The sequence below is a fragment of the Halomonas sp. GT genome (assembly GCF_002082565.1).
In the GTDB taxonomy this organism is placed as follows: domain Bacteria; phylum Pseudomonadota; class Gammaproteobacteria; order Pseudomonadales; family Halomonadaceae; genus Vreelandella.
This window is the reverse complement of sequence record NZ_CP020562.1, coordinates 4,087,582-4,106,423: the sequence shown is the minus strand read 5'-3', so window position 1 is coordinate 4,106,423 and position 18,842 is coordinate 4,087,582. Positions and strand designations below refer to the sequence as shown.

General features: G+C 52.6%; 18 protein-coding genes. 6 read left to right on the top strand and 12 right to left on the bottom strand.

The genetic code is table 11. The features are described 5' to 3' along the window. Positions 1 to 19: 19 nt before the first annotated feature. Together B6A39_RS18595 and B6A39_RS18590 are read left to right on the top strand one after the other, a co-directional pair. Positions 20 to 934 (top strand): GNAT family N-acetyltransferase, encoded by a 915-nt coding sequence (locus tag B6A39_RS18595; RefSeq protein ID WP_083007772.1) that lies wholly within the window; start codon positions 20 to 22, stop codon positions 932 to 934. A gap of 224 nt (positions 935 to 1,158) precedes the next feature. Further along, positions 1,159 to 2,031, top strand: coding sequence for a c-type cytochrome (locus tag B6A39_RS18590; RefSeq protein ID WP_083007957.1), 873 nt, complete (start codon positions 1,159 to 1,161; stop codon positions 2,029 to 2,031). A gap of 89 nt (positions 2,032 to 2,120) precedes the next feature. Here the strand turns inward: B6A39_RS18590 and rep are convergent, their stop codons facing one another. Beyond that, positions 2,121 to 4,190: a DNA helicase Rep gene (gene rep / locus B6A39_RS18585; RefSeq protein ID WP_083007771.1), complete on the bottom strand. Its 2,070-nt coding sequence runs from the start codon at positions 4,188 to 4,190 to the stop codon at positions 2,121 to 2,123. A gap of 240 nt (positions 4,191 to 4,430) precedes the next feature. Here rep and B6A39_RS18580 point away from each other — a divergent pair, with 240 nt between their 5' ends. Next, positions 4,431 to 4,904, top strand: coding sequence for a tRNA (cytidine(34)-2'-O)-methyltransferase (locus B6A39_RS18580; protein WP_083007770.1), 474 nt, complete (start codon positions 4,431 to 4,433; stop codon positions 4,902 to 4,904). A gap of 12 nt (positions 4,905 to 4,916) precedes the next feature. Here the strand turns inward: B6A39_RS18580 and pyrE are convergent, their stop codons facing one another. Further along, on the bottom strand, positions 4,917 to 5,582 hold the full coding sequence (pyrE, locus tag B6A39_RS18575) for an orotate phosphoribosyltransferase (protein ID WP_083007769.1): 666 nt from the start codon (positions 5,580 to 5,582) through the stop codon (positions 4,917 to 4,919). A 152-nt stretch (positions 5,583 to 5,734) separates the two neighbouring features. Between pyrE and B6A39_RS18570 the strand changes: the two genes are divergently transcribed. After that, the gene (locus B6A39_RS18570) at positions 5,735 to 6,493 is read left to right on the top strand and encodes an exodeoxyribonuclease III (protein ID WP_083007768.1); all 759 of its coding nucleotides are present in this window, start codon (positions 5,735 to 5,737) and stop codon (positions 6,491 to 6,493) included. Between the two features lie 98 nt (positions 6,494 to 6,591). Here B6A39_RS18570 and rph read toward each other — a convergent pair whose 3' ends face one another. Beyond that, entirely contained in the window at positions 6,592 to 7,329 is a 738-nt protein-coding gene (gene rph, locus B6A39_RS18565) for a ribonuclease PH (RefSeq protein WP_083007767.1), read from the bottom strand. A 143-nt stretch (positions 7,330 to 7,472) separates the two neighbouring features. Here rph and B6A39_RS18560 point away from each other — a divergent pair, with 143 nt between their 5' ends. Next, positions 7,473 to 8,351, top strand: coding sequence for a YicC/YloC family endoribonuclease (locus B6A39_RS18560; RefSeq protein ID WP_083007766.1), 879 nt, complete (start codon positions 7,473 to 7,475; stop codon positions 8,349 to 8,351). 250 nt (positions 8,352 to 8,601) lie between these two features. Beyond that, positions 8,602 to 9,828, top strand: a complete 1,227-nt coding sequence (locus tag B6A39_RS18555; RefSeq protein WP_083007765.1) for a tyrosine-type recombinase/integrase — start codon at positions 8,602 to 8,604, stop codon at positions 9,826 to 9,828. A 314-nt stretch (positions 9,829 to 10,142) separates the two neighbouring features. Here B6A39_RS18555 and B6A39_RS18550 read toward each other — a convergent pair whose 3' ends face one another. The 9 genes from B6A39_RS18550 to B6A39_RS18510 form a co-directional block, all read right to left on the bottom strand. Next, entirely contained in the window at positions 10,143 to 10,601 is a 459-nt protein-coding gene (locus B6A39_RS18550) for an ATPase (RefSeq protein WP_083007764.1), read from the bottom strand. A 24-nt stretch (positions 10,602 to 10,625) separates the two neighbouring features. After that, positions 10,626 to 11,963, bottom strand: coding sequence for an APC family permease (locus B6A39_RS18545; protein WP_083007763.1), 1,338 nt, complete (start codon positions 11,961 to 11,963; stop codon positions 10,626 to 10,628). Positions 11,964 to 12,126: 163 nt separating this feature from the next. Then, positions 12,127 to 12,885 carry a glutaredoxin gene (locus B6A39_RS18540; protein ID WP_083007762.1) on the bottom strand — a complete coding sequence of 253 codons (759 nt, stop codon included), beginning with the start codon at positions 12,883 to 12,885 and terminating at the stop codon, positions 12,127 to 12,129. Between the two features lie 186 nt (positions 12,886 to 13,071). Beyond that, on the bottom strand, positions 13,072 to 13,488 hold the full coding sequence (locus B6A39_RS18535) for a hypothetical protein (protein WP_083007761.1): 417 nt from the start codon (positions 13,486 to 13,488) through the stop codon (positions 13,072 to 13,074). A gap of 131 nt (positions 13,489 to 13,619) precedes the next feature. Then, positions 13,620 to 14,390 carry a copper resistance protein B gene (locus B6A39_RS18530; protein ID WP_083007760.1) on the bottom strand — a complete coding sequence of 257 codons (771 nt, stop codon included), beginning with the start codon at positions 14,388 to 14,390 and terminating at the stop codon, positions 13,620 to 13,622. Between the two features lie 9 nt (positions 14,391 to 14,399). Continuing rightward, positions 14,400 to 16,253: a copper resistance system multicopper oxidase gene (locus B6A39_RS18525; RefSeq protein WP_083007759.1), complete on the bottom strand. Its 1,854-nt coding sequence runs from the start codon at positions 16,251 to 16,253 to the stop codon at positions 14,400 to 14,402. Between the two features lie 68 nt (positions 16,254 to 16,321). Then, complete coding sequence (locus B6A39_RS18520; RefSeq protein WP_083007758.1) at positions 16,322 to 17,656, bottom strand: ATP-binding protein; 1,335 nt, start codon at positions 17,654 to 17,656, stop codon at positions 16,322 to 16,324. Beyond that, positions 17,643 to 18,308, bottom strand: coding sequence for a response regulator transcription factor (locus B6A39_RS18515; protein ID WP_083007757.1), 666 nt, complete (start codon positions 18,306 to 18,308; stop codon positions 17,643 to 17,645). Before B6A39_RS18515 ends, B6A39_RS18520 begins: the two co-directional genes overlap by 14 nt. Before the next feature lie 14 nt (positions 18,309 to 18,322). After that, positions 18,323 to 18,823: a cupredoxin domain-containing protein gene (locus B6A39_RS18510; RefSeq protein WP_083007756.1), complete on the bottom strand. Its 501-nt coding sequence runs from the start codon at positions 18,821 to 18,823 to the stop codon at positions 18,323 to 18,325. Between the last annotated feature and the right edge of the window lie 19 nt (positions 18,824 to 18,842).

The window sequence follows — 18,842 nt, the reverse complement described above, 5'->3', positions numbered from 1 at the left end:
GGCTACTCAGGAACGTAACATGACACGTCATGCCCCTTTCGGCCACCGCTCCTTCGCTACCACAGTAATGCAGTGCCCACCGGAACAACGGCGTGAAGCGCTACTGCATTTAGCTGCCGTGCATGACCCTGCACTACAGCCCGGATTGCAGCATGCCTTATCAACCGTAAAAGCGGGTCCTGACACGGTTTGGCATGGCCTATGGATAGCCACCCAAGCGGGCCATATCGAAGCCGCTGCCTGGGTACAGCCGTTGGCTAACCAAATGGCGCAGCTTTGGCTACCTAGGCAGCATAATTCGGCCGCCAATAAGCTGTTAAAAGCGTTACAGGGTTGGGTAAACGAGCAGCCGATTGCACTATGCCATGTGGCGTTATCCGACGATGTGGCCAACTGGGAAACAATGTTAGTGACCCACGGTATGCAGGCGCTTGCTACCCTGGAGCATCTTGTGTGGCAGTGCCAAACCGTTCACTTACCCGCTAATCTACTGATGCTAAGCCCCTTTGCTGAATTGACTCCCACTCAACAGCAGGCGCTGGTAATGAAGGTTAGCGAAGGCTCGTTAGACTGCCCAGCGCTTCGCGAAGCGCTCACCATTGACGCGTTACTTGCGGGATTTTATGACCAAGCGCCGCATGCGCCAGAGCATTGGTATCAGGTGTGGCATCAGGGGGAAATAGTCGGTGTACTATTACTTGCTCCCAATCCTGTTACCCAACATTGGTCGTTGCAGTTGATGGGGCTGTTGCCTGAATGGCGCGGTGAGGGGCTGGGCAAGGCAATTGTTCAACAAGCGCAGGCGTTGGCTAACAAGGCGGGAGCCAGTGACTTCACGCTCACCGTTGATGCACAAAATATCCCCGCAAAGCGTGTATATGCTCAGGCAGGGTTTACGCGTTATGCTCAGCAGCGTTTACTGGCTTGGTGTTAATTTAGATGACCGTTGGCACCCTTTTTAAACTGCTAAAAAAAGCCCAGCGTACGGCATAGGTTGAATTGCCGCGCTTAGTAGCATTTTCTTACGCTTAGCGTTCTCGGTATACTAATACGATATGCACGTCTTGGCGTCTCGGTTGCCGCAAGTTGATGATGTCGCTGCCGCGCGCAGGGGTTAAGCACAAAACGTTTTATGACAAAACTCAAGAGGTGGTGAGAGTGAAATCTAAGCTGATCATGAGCGGGCTGGCGGCCCTAGGCGTCATGGCAGGCACATCCGGTGCTTATGCCCAAGACGCAGCACGTGACGCAATCGCTGAGCGCTTAGCGCCGGTAGGTCAACTCTGTTTGCAAGGCCAAGACTGTGGTAGCGCAGCAGCGCCGACAGCCGCTAGCGGTAGCGGCGACGGTGAAATTGATGGCGAAGGCATTTATAACAATGTCTGTATGGCGTGCCACGAAACGGGCGCTGCTGGCGCTCCAGTTCGTGGCGACGAAGCCGCGTGGGCTGAGCGTACCGAACAAGGTTTCGCGACACTGCTAGAGCATTCGATTAATGGTATTGGTGCAATGCCTGCTCGTGGCGGCAACCCCAACCTGTCAGACGAAGAGATGGAAGCGGCGACAGCGTATATGGTTGAGCCTGTCATGGACGTTCCCGAGCTAGGTGGCGGTGACGAAGAAGCGGCTGCTGAAGCAACTGAAGAGAGCGCTAGCGACGATATGGCTGCGGCAGAGGATGCCAGTGCCGATGAAGAGACTACTGACGCTGCAGCGAGCGAAGAAGAAGCAGTTGCCAGTGAAGAAGAAGCGGCCACTAGCGAAGAGGAAGCTTCTAGTGGTGGCAGCGGTTTAGATGGTGAAGCGCTTTATGCCAGTGCTGGTTGTGTTGCTTGCCACGCGGCAGGCGTTGCCGGTGCCCCTTTGATTGGCGATGCTGATGCGTGGGCGCCGCGCCTTGAGCAGGGTGTCGATGCACTTTACCAAAGTGTGTTTAACGGTAAAGGCGTGATGCCACCGCGTGGTGGTAGCAGTGCTTCTGACGAAGAGATTATGGCCGTTGTCGATTACATGGTTTCAGAAGTGGAATAAGCTGTTGTTGTTATGATGTTGTGTAATCTATCCACAGGTGGGTTTTGAAAACCCCCTGTGGATATTTTTTGTGTTCTTATGACTTGCCGCTAACCCAACAAGGAACGCAGCCCGGCAATCGCATCTTGCCCGCGTGCCTGCTTTTTCTCGGGGTCTTCTTTATCGGCGCGGCCCTCCCACTCCAAATCATCAGCGGGCAGTTCGTCTAAAAAGCGGCTGGGCTGGCAGTCCATTAGTTCACCATACGCTTTACGCTGGCGGGCTAATGTCAGTGTCAAGGTTCGCCTTGCTCGCGTAATACCGACGTAAGCCAGACGGCGCTCCTCTTCCACGGTGCCCATTTCAATGGCATTGCGGTGGGGCAGCAAATCTTCCTCTAAGCCCATCAAATACACATGGGGAAATTCCAGTCCTTTCGAAGCGTGCATGGTAAGTAGTTGCACACGGTCGGAGTCGTCTTCTTCGGCCTGTTGTTCAAGAATATCCCGAAGCACCAAGCGCGAAATAGCAGCTTCGACGCCATCGGTTTCCGTTGCAGTGGAGTCATCGGCATCTTCTGGGTCGCGGTTTAACGACTTTTCTAGCTGATCAATCAAAACCCATACGTTGGCCATACGCCGTTCAGCGACGGTGGGGGCGCTGGCATTCTGATAGAGCCATGCCTCGTAATCCATATCACGCAGCATGTCACGAATGGCCGCGATGGCATCGTCTTGATCCATGCGCTTGCGCACGCCATCAATAAAATGCGTAAAGCGTGAAAGCCGCTCCACGGCCCGAGTCGGCAGCGTTTGCTCTAACCCCAACTCGTGGCAGGCAGCAAACAGCGAAATAGAGCGTTCTGTTGCATAGTTAGCTAGCTTTTCCAACGTGCCGGGGCCTATCTCGCGGCGGGGCACGTTCACAATGCGTAAAAAGGCATTGTCATCGGCGGGATTAATTAACAGCCGCAGATAGGCCATGGTGTCCTTGATCTCGTTGCGAGAGAAAAACGACGTACCGCCGGAAAGCTTGTAGGGAATTTGGTAGTGCTGCAGCTTGAGCTCTAATAAACGTGCCTGAAAATTACCCCGATAGAGCACCGCAAAATCTCGCCATTCCGCCTTCTCTTTGATGCGCCGAGTCAGCATTTCGCTGGCTACCCGCTCTGACTCCGCCTCTTCATGGCGGTTGACGATGACCCGGATAGGCGCGCCATCGCCCATATCCGACCATAGCGTTTTATCGTAAACGTGCGGGTTGTTGGCAATTAACGTGTTAGCCGCGCGCAAAATGGTGCCGGTCGAGCGGTAGTTCTGCTCCAGCTTGATAACGTTCAGGCGTGGGAAGTCTTCGCCAAGGGTCACCAAGTTTTCAGGCCTTGCCCCGCGCCACGCGTAGATCGACTGATCGTCGTCGCCAACCACGGTAAAGGTAGCCCGCTCCGCCATCAGCAGTTTCACCAACAGGTACTGGGAAACGTTAGTGTCCTGATACTCATCCACGAGCATGTAGTGGATTTTGTTCCGCCAGCGGGTCAGTGCCTCTGGGTCACGTTGTAGCAGAACCACCGGCAGTAGAATCAGGTCGTCAAAATCCACCGCGTTATAGGCTTTTAAGTGGCGCACGTAAGCTTCATAAACCCGTGCGGCAAAGTGCTCGTCATCATCCGCGGCAAACGAAAGCGCGTCACTGGGTAGCACTAAGTCGTTCTTCCACGTGGATATTTTGCTCTGCACTGCGTTGATCTGCTCGGCGTCTACCTGAGCGTCTTTGTTCATCAAATCGCGCAGCAGTGCTTTGGCATCTTCTGGGTCAAACAATGAAAAGCCCGGCTTGTAGCCCAGGGTTTTTAGCTCGCCGCGAATAATATTTAGGCCTAAATTGTGAAACGTCGACACCGTTAGCCCGTGGCCCTCTTTACCCTTCAGCATTTGCCCAACGCGCTCTTTCATCTCCCTGGCGGCTTTATTGGTAAAGGTAACCGCCGCTATTTTGCGCGCGCTCATGCCGCACTCTTGCACCAGATAGGCGATTTTGGTGGTAATAACGCTGGTTTTACCAGACCCCGCGCCCGCCAAGACCAAACAGGGGCCATTGATATAACGCACCGCTTCCTGCTGGCGCGGGTTTAGCCCTTTAATACGGCTAAGAATGCTCTTTGGCGGTTGGGGCGTCATGGTTAAAGGTGACCTCTACAAGTGTTTCTGGAAAACCTCTGATTAACTATTACGCTTTGCCATACTGCGTTAAAAATCGCCTCAAAATGCTCATTTACAACCCGTAAACTCCGCTTTTTCGTTGATTTTTGCCTTGTCTGGCCTGCGCTCATCACATTAATCAAAGGCTTCCTAGGCAAATTCCATTACAATCAGCGGCGCTGGGCGAACGCACAATGAGTTAATAATAGGCAGGTGGTAATGTTTGAAGTAGCGCTATTTGAACCGCGTATGGCACCCAACACGGGTAACATTATGCGCCTGGTGGCTAACAATGGCTGCCGATTACATTTAATTGAACCGCTGGGCTTTGATCTCGAAGAGAAAAAGCTGCGGCGCGCCGGACTAGATTACCGCGACCTAGCCAATGTTACCCGCCATGCTGATTTTACGGCGTTTCAAGCGGCGATGCAGGAGCGCACGATATGGGCGATTACCACTAAAGGCACCCGCGCTCATAGCGACGCGGCTTTCGCGCCGGGCGATGTACTGCTGTTCGGTTCGGAAACCGCAGGGCTGTCGCCCCAGGTCCATGCTGCGCTACGCGCAGAACAGAAGCTGCGCATCCCCATGCAGCCCAATAACCGCAGCTTGAACCTTTCCAACGCCGTTGCCATCGTCAGCTATGAAGCGTGGCGCCAGCAAGACTATGCTGGCGCATTAGGCAATGAGTGATAGATGCAGCGTCTAGCCGGTGATGCCGTAGCGGTCGCGATAAGCGCGTACGGCCTCGGCGTAAGCAAGCATTTCGCCGCCAGCATGCTCTTCAAGGTAAGTAAGCACTTGCTCTAAGGTGACAATACTGACAACCGGCATGCCGTACTGAGCCTGGACTTCCTGGATAGCGCTTTGTTCGCCCTGACCACGCTCTTGGCGGTCAAGCGCAATAATCACGCCACCCGCGCGGGCACCGCTTTGCTCAATTAGGCTCATCACTTCACGGATAGCCGTACCGGCCGTAATCACGTCATCAATGATCAAAATATCGCCAGCCAGTGGCGCGCCGACAATATTGCCCCCCTCGCCATGGGTTTTGGCCTCTTTACGATTAAACGCGTAGGGCATATCGCGGTCGTGGTGGTCGGCTAAAGCTGCGGCGGTAACCGCTGCCAAGGGAATGCCTTTATAAGCTGGACCAAACAATACATCCGCCTGCAGGCCACTATCGACAATCGCCTGGGCGTAAAATCGGCCTAGCTTGGCCAGGGCACGGCCGGTTTGAAACAGGCCTGCATTGAAAAAGTAAGGGCTTACTCGCCCTGACTTAAGCGTGAACTCGCCAAACTTGAGCACGCCCTGCTCAATAGCGAAGGCAATGAAATCGCGCTGATAGGGTTGTAGAGTGGTGGCCACGGTGGTCTTCTCTTGTCGATAGGAATGTAAGTAATAGGAATCTAAGTAAACGCAACAATAAAACGGGGTTAAATAGCAAGATTTGGTTTGTCTATTTACCCAAACGTCTAAACGTCGGGTATCATACAGCAGCGACGCAAAAGGGACGATTTATGAAAATTGCCAGCATCAATGTCAATGGTATACGTGATGCCGTCGACCGTGGCTTCCTGGACTGGCTGGCTCAGCAGGATGCCGACGTGATCTGCGTGCAGAACATTAAGGCAAAAAGTTTTGAACTGGACGACCATATTCTCTATCCGGAAGGCTACTTCCTGGATGCAGAAGAAGATGGTTTCTCTGGCGTGGCACTCTATTGCCGCAAAATTCCCAAGGCGATTATGTACGGCCTTGGGTTCCCTCAGTGTGATCACGAAGGGCGCTTTCTGCAGGCGGATTATGACCGCTTCAGCATCGCTACCTTCTTGATGCCTGATGGAAGTGATCAAAAAGCCAAACAGGCGTTTATGGAGCAGTACCAAGAGTACCTAACGAAGATGTCGCGCAAACGTCGCGAATACATCATCTGTGGTACCTGGCACGTTGCCCATAAAACCATCGATTTGGCCAACTGGTCGGATAATCAGCTTACCTCTGGTTTCCGCCCGGAAGAGCGTGCCTGGATGGATCAGGTGCTTGGCCCAACCGGCTTTATCGACACCTTCCGCGAAATTAATCGCGACGCTGGCGAATATACCTGGTGGCCAAAGCTCGACCAAGACGTGCCCCGTGAGCGCCAAGAAGGCTGGCGGATCGACTACCAGCTGGTCGGCCCCAACTTCCGTCGCCATGTGGTCGACGCGTGGATCGATTACGATGCGACCTTCTCTGAGTTTGCACCGCTGATCGTTGAGTATGACTTAGCGCTGTAAGCGCTCACTTTCCCGCGTCGCATTACCCGTCTCAGCAACAGGCCAGCTTTTAAGCTGGCCTGTTTGCGTGAGCGCGTTGAGTGCTTCTAAATAACGGCTTAGCCGCGAATACCCAGTGCTTCGCGCTGTTTTTCGCGTAGCTCGGAGCCCGCTTTCTCCGCCAGATCAAGCATCGCATTCAGCTCGGTACGGTTAAACGCGCCTGCTTCCGCGGTGCCCTGCACTTCAATCAGCTCGCCGCTTTCAGTCATCACTACGTTCAGATCGGTGTCAGCTTTGCTATCTTCCGGATAATCCAAGTCCAGTACCGGCACGCCTTTATAAATACCCACCGAAATTGCGCTAACCAGCTGTTTAAAGGGGTCACCTTTGATCTTCTTCTCACGCTGCAGATAACGAATGGCATCTACCAGCGCCACGCAGCCGCCAGTAATCGATGCGGTACGAGTGCCGCCGTCGGCCTGGATCACATCGCAATCCACGGTAATGGTGAATTCGCCCAACTTCTTCAAGTTCACTGACGCGCGCAGGCTACGGCCTATCAAACGCTGAATTTCAAGCGTCCGCCCACCCTGTTTACCACGCGTCGCTTCACGGCCACTTCGGGTGTGAGTGGCACGGGGCAACATGCCGTACTCAGCGGTGATCCAACCCTGATTTTTACCACGCAGCCAACGCGGTACGCCCGCTTCAACGCTCGCATTACACAGCACTTTGGTATCGCCAAACTCCACCAGTACCGACCCTTCTGCATGGCGGGTGTAATCGCGGGTTATGCGAATTTCACGGAGCTGGTCGGCTTCACGACCGCTAGGGCGAACAACATCAGGACGCATAGCACCTCACATCAATTTAACAGTGGGAAAGCCCACCATTGTACACGTCAACGCCACCGCTGATGGGCCTATTCAAGGCAGACGTATCCACCAGCACAAGATCGGGTAGACTGACCTAAATGCGCGATGAACAGGAAAATTTAATGGCCAACCCACGCCACGTACACAGCATGACCGCCTTTGCCCGCACCGAGCAGGCCGCCCCGTTTGGTACCCTGCAGGTGGAAATCCGCTCGGTGAACCAGCGCTATCTGGAGCCACACTTTCGCTTGCCCGACGCTCTACGCGAGCTAGAACCAGTGCTGCGCGATGCCTTACGCACGCGCCTAGCGCGAGGCAAAGTAGAGTGCAGTCTGCGTTTTGAAGCCGCTGAAGCCAACCAAGCCCCTGCGGTTAACGCCCAGCGCTTAAAAGAAATAGCCGATGCTCTGGCGGCCATTCAGCAACAGGTGCCCAGTGCCGTGCCGCCCACCACGCTGGCGTTGCTTAACCAACCCGGCGTTATGGAAACCCAGCACCTCGATCAAGATGCCATCAAAGCCGCCGCCAAAACGCTATTTGATCAAGCACTGAACGAGTTGATCGACGCCCGCGCCCGGGAAGGCGAAAAACTCGCCGAAATGATCACCACTCGCCTGACCGCCGTGAGTGAGCAGGTGGCTACCGTGCGTAGCCTGTTGCCGCAAATTTTAGAGCGCCAGCGCGCCCAACTGCTGGAACGCTTAGACGTCGCCAAAACCGAACTCGACCCACAACGCCTGGAAGCCGAACTGGTACTGGTGGCACAAAAAGCCGACGTCGACGAAGAGCTCGACCGCCTCACCGCACATATAGAAGAAGTGAGCCACCAGCTCGCCCAAAAAGGCCCCAAAGGCCGCCGATTAGACTTCCTAATGCAGGAACTCAACCGCGAAGCTAACACGCTGTCGTCAAAATCCGTGGTGGCTGAGACAACCCGCTGCGCGGTGGAGTTAAAGGTGCTGATTGAGCAGATGCGGGAGCAGATTCAGAATATTGAATAGTTTCCATGGTTGTCTACTACAATGTATAAATTTTTGTTTTTTATATTTTTTAAATCAGGCGTTGTCTACGCTTGTCTACCAAGATCCAGCTTAAGCCAGCGCCAAGTGGGTAGTAAAGTGGGTAGTAAAATGCCATGCTACCCACTATTGGGGCAAAATTACTTGAAAGTACTACCCACTTTTTACATAAGTAATTGAAAATAATTTGAAAAATAGGGAAGTATTGAAGCGTTAATGGAGGGGCGAGGGGATGGGGAGCTTTACTGCCAAGAGAATCCAATCATTGGTCAGAGAAGCCAAGCCAGGGCGCTATGGAGATGGCAACGGCTTGTACTTGATGATTCCTAAGGCAGGAGCTGCCTATTGGATGTGCCGTTATACCTTCGCGGGTAAACGTCGTGGTATGACACTGGGTAAATACCCTCACCTCTCCCTAGCTGAAGCTCGTGAACAAGTGGTTGAGACTCAGAGGGCCATTCGTAACGGTACGGACCCTCTTACAGAGCGCAAACGTGAAGAAAAAATATCCATCAGTACGGTGCAGGATCTGTTCGACGATTGGTACCAAGATTTAGAAAAGCGTCTTAAGCATCCCAAAATCCCAAAACGCTTATTTGAGAGGGATATTGCGCCCGCCATCGGTTCGCTAACGCTGGATAGCGTTACCCCAATGGATGTACGTGCCATCGTCAGAAAGGTAACTAGCAGTGGTCGACCAACCATTGCTAATGATGCCTTGATGTATTTAAAGCAGTTATTTAATCACAGCATCAAGCTAGGGTTGCTTACCTATAACCCCGCATCTGCTTTCAACGTCAACGATGCGGGTGGGGTTGAGAAAAGCCGCGACAGGGCGCTAAGCATCGATGAACTCAGTAAAGCCTTTACTGTGTTCAGAGAGAACCGTACTAGCTTTACCCGTGATAACTATCTTGCATGTGCTTTGCTGGTCGTTTTAGGGGTGCGCAAAACAGAGCTTACAGAGGCTAAGTGGTCCGAGTTCGACCTAAACGATGCGAATTGGGATCTACCGGGCGAACGTAGCAAATCGGGGGTCGGGATTGCGATACCTCTCCCTCCACAAGCTATTGCTTGGCTGGAAGAGCTAAAGATTCGTGCTTTTGGTTCGCCGTATGTATTTCCTAGCCGTCGTAGTAGTAAGCAACCCCATATGGGTAAAGACACATTGAACCGAGCAATTGCCAAGCTATTTGGTAAGGAGCCAGGCAAGAAGCAACAGCCCAAGAACAAAATGGGTGATCTCGCTGAGTTTACTGTGCATGACTTGCGACGTACCTGCCGCAGCTTGCTAGCTGCAGCAGGTGTGCCGGGTCATGTTGCTGAGCGTTGCTTGAATCACAAGCTGAAAGGTGTGGAGGGGATTTATGACCGGTATGACTATTATGAAGAGCGGAAACAGGCCCTGATCAAGGTGGCAGAGCTGGTTGAGCCATCTATCAACGATAAAGAAATCTAATAAGCCCACTTGGTTTTAAATAACGTCTTAAGCTTATAACAATTCTTGATATTCCATAACACATTCTTATAACCTACACCGCCTATTAGTGCTTGGACTAACCGGGTGCATGGAGCGGGTATACTTCGCCCCAGGCACGGCGGGTTCAGATGATGGTGTTTTCTCGCTAAAGTAAGTGTCAGAGTTGGATAAAAATTAGTCTTGGCACTTTTCCTAGCTTAAATACTCAGTTTTGCAGCGTGAGTTTCGCGGTACTTGGTCGTGTGCGGTTAACCTCCATTCCGCAAAATGCTTTGTTCAGAGGCTTTGTAGCTTTAGACATCGTGCATTCTTCCAGTTTGCCGCGACAAGCGCATGGCCTCGTGCTCTTCTAAGTCGAGAAGTGTTTCAAGTAGTTCTTTAGCCTCGCGGATTTCGGCTTTGCCTATCAGGCTGCGATATAAAAGTATGGCCTGCTCATGGAAATCTAACACTTCTTTGCAGATAGCATCGAACCCTAGCGTGGCGTAAGGCGCATCGCAGGTACGGTGGCTGCGAATAGGCTGATGAGAGAGGTAGTCGTAGACATAGGTGTGCAGTACGTTGGCGCTTGCAGTGTCTTCAAAGCCAGCAATAACCCGCTGCATTTCCGCCTCATGAAGAGATAGATAGTTAAGAAGCATTCGCGCGCGCTCTTCCTCATGCTGATTCGCGCAGTGGGCCAAGCACTTGGCAAGATGGGCATGCAATTGACGTGTCCAATCAATTAAATCTCCAAACGTTTTAATCTCCATAAACCGCTCCTTGTGCTGTTCTTGCTAGTGAGAATGCGAGTGATCGTTATTGTCCGACTTGTCAAGATTGGCGAGAAATAGCCATTCGCCTACCAATAATACGGCCATCACTATGATGGCAACGATAAGTACCAGGGGGTCGGAAGTGGCCTTTACCCATACAAAGCCTACTAATACGAGGGCATCTAACAAAATGGCGATGCTTAGAATGATCGCGTTAGCGCCTACGATTTCCCTGAGATGGCGCAATACTCCCCAATGGATGGCGATATCCATGATCAGGTAAAAAATAATGCCGAGCGCCGCGATGCGGCTAAGGTCAAAAAATGCGGTCAGCACCAAACCAAAAACAATGGTGTACACCAGCGTGTGCTTTTGCACACTTCCCGGCATATGAAAATGCCGGTGGGGAACCAATTTCATTTCGGTCAGCATGGCGAGCATACGTGATACTGCGAAAACACTGGCGATGATCCCGCCTGCTGTTGCCAGCATGGCTAAAATGACGGTAAAGCCAACGGCGGCTTCACCTAGCGCAGGCCGGGCCGCCGCTGCTAGCGAATAATCTTGTGTTTCAATAATTTCGTCCAAGGAAAGGTTGCTGGCAACCGCAAAGCCAACAAGCGCATAGATCACCACGCACAAGCCGATAGAGATCATGATGGCCTTGCCCAGGTTACGTTTGGGATTTTTTAGCTCCGAGCCGCTGTTGGTAATGGTCGTAAAACCTTTGAATGCCAAAATGCCTAACGCCGTTGCGCCTAAAAAACCGGAGATAGTTGGGGATGGTGCATCGCCGCCAGTACCCATTTCGATAGAATCGGCAATAAAAACACCGACAACACCAAACACGATGATGCCGCCAATTTTGATGAAGCCCAGCACCGAGGCGACTGTCTCGATCAACTTATTGGCGGATAAATTGATCAAAAAAGCTACTAGCAATAAGCCAACCCCGAGTAGTGGCACAAACAGCGAGCGATCACCCAGGTCAAATAACTCCAGAGTGTAAGAACCGAAAGTTCTCGCTAAAAAGCTCTGCGCGATTACCATGGAAAAATACATCAAGAGAGCGTGAAAGGCAGTAGGAAGCGTTGAGCCATACGCTTTTTGCAAATACATGCCGATACCCCCGGCAGATGGATAGGTATTGGACATTTTGACGTAAGAGTAAGCGCTGAAAGAGACAATAACCGCGGCAGCCAAAAAGGCTAGGGGAAATAGAGGGCCGGTCATTTCCGCCATCTGTCCGGTTAACGCAAAGATACCTGCGCCAATCATTACCCCAGTGCCAAGTGCCACGGCACCGATTAGTGAGAGACTTCCTTCTTCGTACTGTGGCGTTCTATCCTGATCAGCCATGCAAACACTCCTGAGGATTAATCCCAAGACGTGCATGTACACCGCCTTGAGCCAATGTGGAATAAGTTCAAGACCAAGCGTGGTTGAGTTAGCTGAACGCAACCTGAATATGGGCCAGTCAGTTAACTGATCCATATCATGGTTTGGCGTAAGAGTGTGGGTCTTACCCCAACAACATCCGCAACGGCATCCACAGCCCCATAGCGATCATTACCAGGTTTTCGGTTAGCGACACAAACCCCAGGGGCACATTGCTGTTGCCGCCGACGCAGGCGCACTTAAGCTCACGCTTGTCGATATACACGGCTTTAAACACGGAGACCGCCCCCACCGTTCCGACAAATAGCGCCAGTGGTGCTGCCAGCCAAATTAGTGCTCCGGCCAGCATTAAAATGCCTGCAAGTGTCTCTGCGTAGGGGTAAAAATAGCTGTAGGGCACGTAGCGCTGGGCCAAAAGGTCGTAATTCAAAAACATACTGCTGAAACTTTCGACATCCTGCAGCTTTTGCAAGCCGAGCAGCACCATCGCCGTGGCAACGGCATACTCCGGCATGCGTGCAGTGAAAAGTGTGCCCTGGGTAGCCCAGCTAATCGCTAAGCCAATCAGCAGTGCAGTAGCAAAAATGGCAATTACCGGCCGGTAAGTGGTTTTTTTTGCGTTGGGCACGCTCATTCCCAGATGCTCACGCAGCTCTTCATAGCCACCGATGCGTTGGTCACCGATATACACCTGGGGCGTTGTGTCGACGTTTTCCTGTTGCTTAAACGCGTCGATCTCATCGCGGGACGTTAAGGTGTGGTCATCGACCTTAAAGCCTTTGCGCTTGAGTAGATCAACTGTCTTCAAACCAAACGGGCACATATGCTCGGCGGTTTTCATCCGGTAAACCCGTGCAGAGGTAGTGGGTGTTGACCTTGGCATTGAGTCTCCTTTGCTAAGAATATGGTATTTATTAAAAGAATAGAACCTTTGTGCTACACATAGGCAAGAGTAGCCTACTCATTTATTTTAAAACTAAAATAAAAATTAAAGATATATACTGTCAAAGGTGGAGTTAAAAAAGCCAGCCTAAAGGCTGGCCCTATATCTTAAATTAGCAACTAAATATTAATAGTCAACATGTAGCTCATAACTGTTATTATCATTTTCCTTAGTACCTCCCATTGAGCTACCTGTCACCTCAAGCTGGTATTTCCCAGGTTGTAGCTGACTAACAAGTTCGAAGTGCCCCCGTGGGCTAGAAGCTCCTGCTACTTGCTGTCCTGCCTCGTTATAGAGGACCGCTGAAATACGGTTGCCAGTGCTGGTAAAGCCTGGAAAGTGATCACTCGCTACTTTCAGCGTAGTCGCTTGTTCAATGTTAATATTGAAACGCTTGGATTGCCCCTGGGCAAGCAGCTGTGTAGAAGACACGCCTCTTTCGAGTAAGGGAAGATCCTGGATTGTATTCCCTAAGTTAGCTAATACAGGTGTTGAAAGAATGCTTGCTACTAATGTTCCAAAAATAATAGATTTAACTTTCATGTCAATTACTCCAGTGGTTGATCACATTGTTATAATAATCTTTGTTTCTGAAAAGGAACTGAATTTTATGATAAAAAATAATAAAAAACGCCACCATTGGGTGACGTTAAAAGTTACACACTTTTAGATAGTTAAAACATTATTTTAACACCAGCGACGACTCCAGTATCTTCTGTGTTGTCACCACTAGCCCGTGAAAGGTCGGCTGTATCGCCGTACTCTTTCTTCCAATAGGCACCGATGTAGGGGGCGAAACGGCGGGACATCTCGTAACCTAAACGCATGCCGACGCGCACCGAGTTAAGCCCTTCACCGACGCCAAATTCTTCCACTTCACTGGCGGCCACGGCGATTTCTGTGCGCGGCTGAAGGTAGAGCCGCTGTGTCAGGCGCAGATCGTATTCGCCTTCAAAACTGGCGGCCACGTCGCCATCTTCACTCACTTGCATGGCAACGTCGGTTTCAATGCCGTAGGGCATCACACCTTGCAGGCCGACAACCCCATAGATGCGTTCGGCGTGATCACCGGAGAACACACCACCTTGATAACCGATACCCCCCTGTAACTCCCAAAAATCTGCCACTAGGCGGCTATAGAGGAGTTCCAGAGATTCAAACTCAGCATCTTCGCCGTCGCCCTGGACATTTTCGCCTTCTGACTTGAGGTAGACGCGGTTAATATCACCGCCGTACCAGCCTTGAAAGTCCCATACCAAGGCGTCTTGGCCTTTATCGGGAACGGTGTATTCAAGCCGGTCGAACAGCCCCATGCCCATGTTGTGCTCTTCAGTGGGCGCTGGCCAGTTGTCTGGGGCCGCATAGCCATCATCGGCCTGAGCAGTAGCGGCGGCGGCCATACCGAGGGCGGCGCTGGCGAGGGTTACGTAGTACTTAGTTTTCATACTGCCTCCTTAAGAAACCTGAACAACGCGGAACATGCCGGCATCCATGTGATAGAGAAGGTGGCAGTGGAACGCCCAGCTGCCCTCGGCGTCCGCGGTGATCAGTGCAGACACACGCTCGCCAGGCTTCACGTTCAGGGTATGTTTGCGCGGTATCAATTCCCCCTGGCCGTTTTCTAGCTCCATCCACATGCCGTGGAGGTGAATGGGGTGCTCCATCATGGTGTCGTTAATGAGGATGAGGCGCAGCCGCTCATCTTTCACAAAATGAATGGGCCCGGTCACTTCGCTAAACTTCTTGCCGTCGAACGACCACATGTAGCGTTCCATGTTGCCGGTCAGGTGCAGCTCAAGCTCACGGCCTGGTTCACGGCGGTCAGGCCATGGCGTGAAGGCTTTTAAATCGCGGTAGACTAAAACGCGCCGTTCGTCAGGGGCGATACCGATGCCCGCTTGGTCGTAGCGGGAGCCGGGCTGTGCCTCACCGGCCACCAGCATGCCATTTGCGCCGATTTTCGCCTGCTCGCCCGCCATGCCGCCCATATTAGAGTGATCCATCCCCGCCATGTTCGAATGATCCATGCCTTGCATATTCGACATGCCTGAGTGGTCCATTCCCTCCATACCTGCATCGTCACCGCTCATTCCCGGCATGTTGGAGTGATCCATGCCTTCCATATTTGACATGCCAGAATGATCCATCCCGCCCATGCCGTGGGCGCCCATGGCTTCCATGCCGCGGTCAGCAATTTGGCGTCGTTCAGGGATGTCGGCCTGCATACCCTCACGCGGTGCCAAGGTAGCGCGGGCATAGCCGCTGCGATCCATAGATTCGGCGAAGATGGTGTATGCCCGGTTATCTTCGGGTGAAACCAGCACATCGTAGGTTTCAGCCACGCCAATACGGAACTCATCAACAGGAACGGGTTGCACCGGCTGGCCATCGGCGGCTACCACGGTCATTTTTAGGCCAGGAATGCGTACATCAAAGTACGACATCGCCGAGCCATTAATCACACGAAGTCGGATGCGCTCCCCGGCCTTGAACAGGGCATTCCAGTTTTCTTGAGGGGAGTGGCCGTTGAGCAGGTAGGTATAAGTGCTGCCGGTGACATCGGCGATGTCCCGCGAACTCATGCGCATTTGAGCCCACATGCCGCGCATTTCGGCGGTTTGTGCGAAACCCTTTTCGCGCACATCGGCGAAGAAGTCAGCAATCGTGCGCTCTTGGAAGTTGTAATAGCCTTCCATGGTCTTCAGATTACGAAACACCGACATGGGGTCTTCAAAGGTCCAGTCGGTGAGCAGTAACACATGCTCACGGTCGTAACGGATAGGCTCGCGCTCGGCGGCGTCGATAATCAGCGGCCCCGCATGGCCAAGCTGTTCCTGCATACCGGAGTGGCTGTGGTACCAGTAGGTACCGTTCTGACGAACAGGGAAGCGGTAGGTAAAGGTTTCACCAGGGGCGATACCTGCAAAGCTGACGCCTGGCACGCCATCCATTTCCGGCGGTAGGATGAGGCCATGCCAGTGAATTGAAGTAGACTCATCGAGCAGGTTTGTCACACGAAGTACCGCGTCTTGACCTTCTTTCAGACGAATCATCGGGCCTGGGCTAGTGCCATTGATGGTGATGGGCATCGCATTCTTACCATCAATCGGGTGTGATTCGCGGCGAATGGCCAGCGATACCTCGGGGCCTTCTTCAACGCCCTGCGCATAGACATTGGTGCGTCCCCAGGGGTTTGCCCAGGCAGGGGTCAATCCCATTGCCGCCGCGGAACCTAACCCTAAGGCAGCGCCGCCTTTTATGACCTGTCGGCGAGAAAGCGGGTGAGAAATGATGCTTGAGCGTGCCATGTGTAACTCCCATCAATGATGAATAGCACCATCTTGATGGAAGAAGCTGAATCAAAGCTGAATAGTGATTAATTAGTCACTTCAACCGCTAGAGGCAATGTAATCGTAACGCGCAAACCACCCAGTGGACTGCGTGCAAAATGCGAGTGCCCCGAGTAACGGGCGATTAACTGCGCAAGAATCGACAGGCCTAAGCCGTAGCCAGGACGGCGTTCATCCAGCCGTGTGCCACGCTCACCCAAACGCGAAAGATCCTCTTCTGCAACGCCGAGGCCGTCATCATCAATGTTGAGCGTGAGGGTGGTAGCGGAGACGGCAATATCGCAATTAACGCGCCTACTCGCCCATTTACCAGCGTTATCGAGCACGATACCTAATATTTCAGAAAAGTCGTGAGCCTCAATAGGCACTTGGTCTTTCTCGTGTACCGATAGGGTGAGGTTGAAGATACGCTCAGGGTAAAGGCTGCGGAACATCTCGGTGAGTCGTGAGCTATCACGCGTGACGTTGGCCATTCGCCCTGCGTTAGGGCCTGCAATCCGTGAACGACGCAGTTCCGCATCCAGCTGGGCATTAATATCCTCTACTCGGGCTAGTAGCTTTAGTCGCCTGCGTTCATCAATAGGCCGGTTGCCACGCAGTACTTGGGTAACCGCTGCCAACGGGGTTTTTAAAGCATGGGAAAGGTTGGCGAATGACTCCCGAGAGCGCTGTAGACGCAGGTCGATGTCGTCCATAAAGCGGTTAAGCTGAGCGACCAGAGAGTCCAACTCGGCTGGCGCGGTTAGCGAAAGGCGCTCTCTCTCGCCTGCCTGTAGTGCGGCCAACTGTCCACGAAGCTGCCATAGCGGGATCAGGCTGCGGTTGACAGCTAGCATGTTGAGCGTAATTAACATCACTAAAAGTCCTGCGGCAATCCCGCCTACCCACCAGTGTAGCGTCGCTAAGCCCGCTTCAACTTTGGAAAAATCCTCCCCCACCAGTAATACGCCGCTAGAACCCTGCCACTCAAAATGGCGGCGGTAGACCAGCAAATGCTGATCGTCATGTTTGACATCCAAAAGAGCATCGCCGTTTTCTTCCAGCAGAGGAGCCAGCTGTTGCTGCCATTGCGGGTTGGAGGCGCTCACCGAGCCGTTAAGGCGCATCACGTATAAATGATGAAAGACTTGATAGCTTTGGCTAACTGAGTCAAGCGCGGCAGGTACGGCGGCTTCCCCTTGCTCAAGCTGGGTGACGGCATGGTCGGCTTCGCGCTGAAGGCGCTCACCCAAAAAATCCCGAGCAAGATTCTGTAACCATATGCCGTGCAGTAGCCAAGTCGTCACCACCACTAAGAGCGCCACGCCTCCTAACCAGACGAGTAGTCGAAAACGTAAACTACGCCGATCAATGTGAAGCAAAGAAATACCCCTGGCCGCGGCGCGTTTGGATAATGGATTTACCCAGATAACGGCGAAGACGAGCGACATAAACTTCGACCAAGTTGGGCGCGGCGGCATCCTGCTCCAAAGCATAAAGCTGCTCTAGTAGCTGCTCTTTAGAGTGAATGCGATCCGGATGAAGCATTAAATAACGTAGTAGTCGAAACTCCGTCGCCGTGAGCGAACGCCACGCTTCGTCCTCTAGGCACACCCGTTGACCTGCGCCATCTAGCGACACGCCGTTAAGCGTGATCACCTGCGATAACTGACCGGATTGCCTGCGCAGTAGGGCCTTCAAGCGGGCCATGAGCTCAGCTTCATGGAAGGGTTTAGTCAGGTAGTCATCGGCCCCTGTTTCCAGGCCGACGACTTTATCTTCCCAGGTATCGCGGGCCGTCAGGATCAAAATAGGGGTATCGCGTTTTTGCCTGCGCCACTGGGCGAGCAGATCCAGCCCCGAGCCGTCGGGCAAGCCGACATCCAAGATAGCCAGTTCATAGTGCTCGGTTGCCATAAGCGACTTGGCCGCTTTCAATGAAGCGGCCAAATCAACTAGGTAACCGTTGTCCTTGAGACTCTCTGCCAAGCTTTCCGCAAGCAAGTCATCATCTTCGAGTAGCAACAGTTTCATCGGTATACGTCAGGTTAGAGTGTAAAATTGCCGTACATGCCGGATTCATAGTGGCCGGGGATGTTACAAGCATACTCTAGCTCGTTGGCATTATCAGGAACACTCCATAGTAGAGTCCCTGTCTCACCAGGCGCAATGGTGACGCCGGCCATGCTCATGTTGGCCATGTCGTGACCGCCGCCGTGTGCCATATTCGACATGTCATGGCCTCCACCATTGGCCATATCTAGCATCATTTGACGATGCTCTTCCTGGGCTTCTTTACTTCCAATTACAAATTCATGTTCTAAATGGCCGGTGTTGGTGATTTCAAATTTAACCACCTCTCCAGCCGCCATCTGTAGCTCTTCAGGGTCGAACCACATATCACCAGCCTCAAGGCTGATCGTACGGTCGACGTCAGCCTCGGTTAGACCACTGTCACCACCGCCGTGGCCGGGTGCAGCCAGCGCCACGCCCGTGATCAGGCTTAGTGAAAGGGCAAACAAAGACGTTGTTAGAGTGGTTTTTAGCATGGTCATTTACCTCAGAGGT

Coding starts and splice junctions, on each gene's coding strand:
- B6A39_RS18595 (WP_083007772.1), top strand. CDS start 20: ATGACACGTCATGCCCCTTTCGGCCACCGCTCCTTCGCTACCACAGTA.
- rep (WP_083007771.1), bottom strand. CDS start 4,190: ATGACGCCCCAACCGCCAAAGAGCATTCTTAGCCGTATTAAAGGGCTA.
- B6A39_RS18580 (WP_083007770.1), top strand. CDS start 4,431: ATGTTTGAAGTAGCGCTATTTGAACCGCGTATGGCACCCAACACGGGT.
- B6A39_RS18570 (WP_083007768.1), top strand. CDS start 5,735: ATGAAAATTGCCAGCATCAATGTCAATGGTATACGTGATGCCGTCGAC.
- rph (WP_083007767.1), bottom strand. CDS start 7,329: ATGCGTCCTGATGTTGTTCGCCCTAGCGGTCGTGAAGCCGACCAGCTC.
- B6A39_RS18560 (WP_083007766.1), top strand. CDS start 7,473: ATGGCCAACCCACGCCACGTACACAGCATGACCGCCTTTGCCCGCACC.
- B6A39_RS18555 (WP_083007765.1), top strand. CDS start 8,602: ATGGGGAGCTTTACTGCCAAGAGAATCCAATCATTGGTCAGAGAAGCC.
- B6A39_RS18550 (WP_083007764.1), bottom strand. CDS start 10,601: ATGGAGATTAAAACGTTTGGAGATTTAATTGATTGGACACGTCAATTG.
- B6A39_RS18545 (WP_083007763.1), bottom strand. CDS start 11,963: ATGGCTGATCAGGATAGAACGCCACAGTACGAAGAAGGAAGTCTCTCA.
- B6A39_RS18540 (WP_083007762.1), bottom strand. CDS start 12,885: ATGCCAAGGTCAACACCCACTACCTCTGCACGGGTTTACCGGATGAAA.
- B6A39_RS18535 (WP_083007761.1), bottom strand. CDS start 13,488: ATGAAAGTTAAATCTATTATTTTTGGAACATTAGTAGCAAGCATTCTT.
- B6A39_RS18530 (WP_083007760.1), bottom strand. CDS start 14,390: ATGAAAACTAAGTACTACGTAACCCTCGCCAGCGCCGCCCTCGGTATG.
- B6A39_RS18525 (WP_083007759.1), bottom strand. CDS start 16,253: ATGGCACGCTCAAGCATCATTTCTCACCCGCTTTCTCGCCGACAGGTC.
- B6A39_RS18515 (WP_083007757.1), bottom strand. CDS start 18,308: ATGAAACTGTTGCTACTCGAAGATGATGACTTGCTTGCGGAAAGCTTG.
- B6A39_RS18510 (WP_083007756.1), bottom strand. CDS start 18,823: ATGCTAAAAACCACTCTAACAACGTCTTTGTTTGCCCTTTCACTAAGC.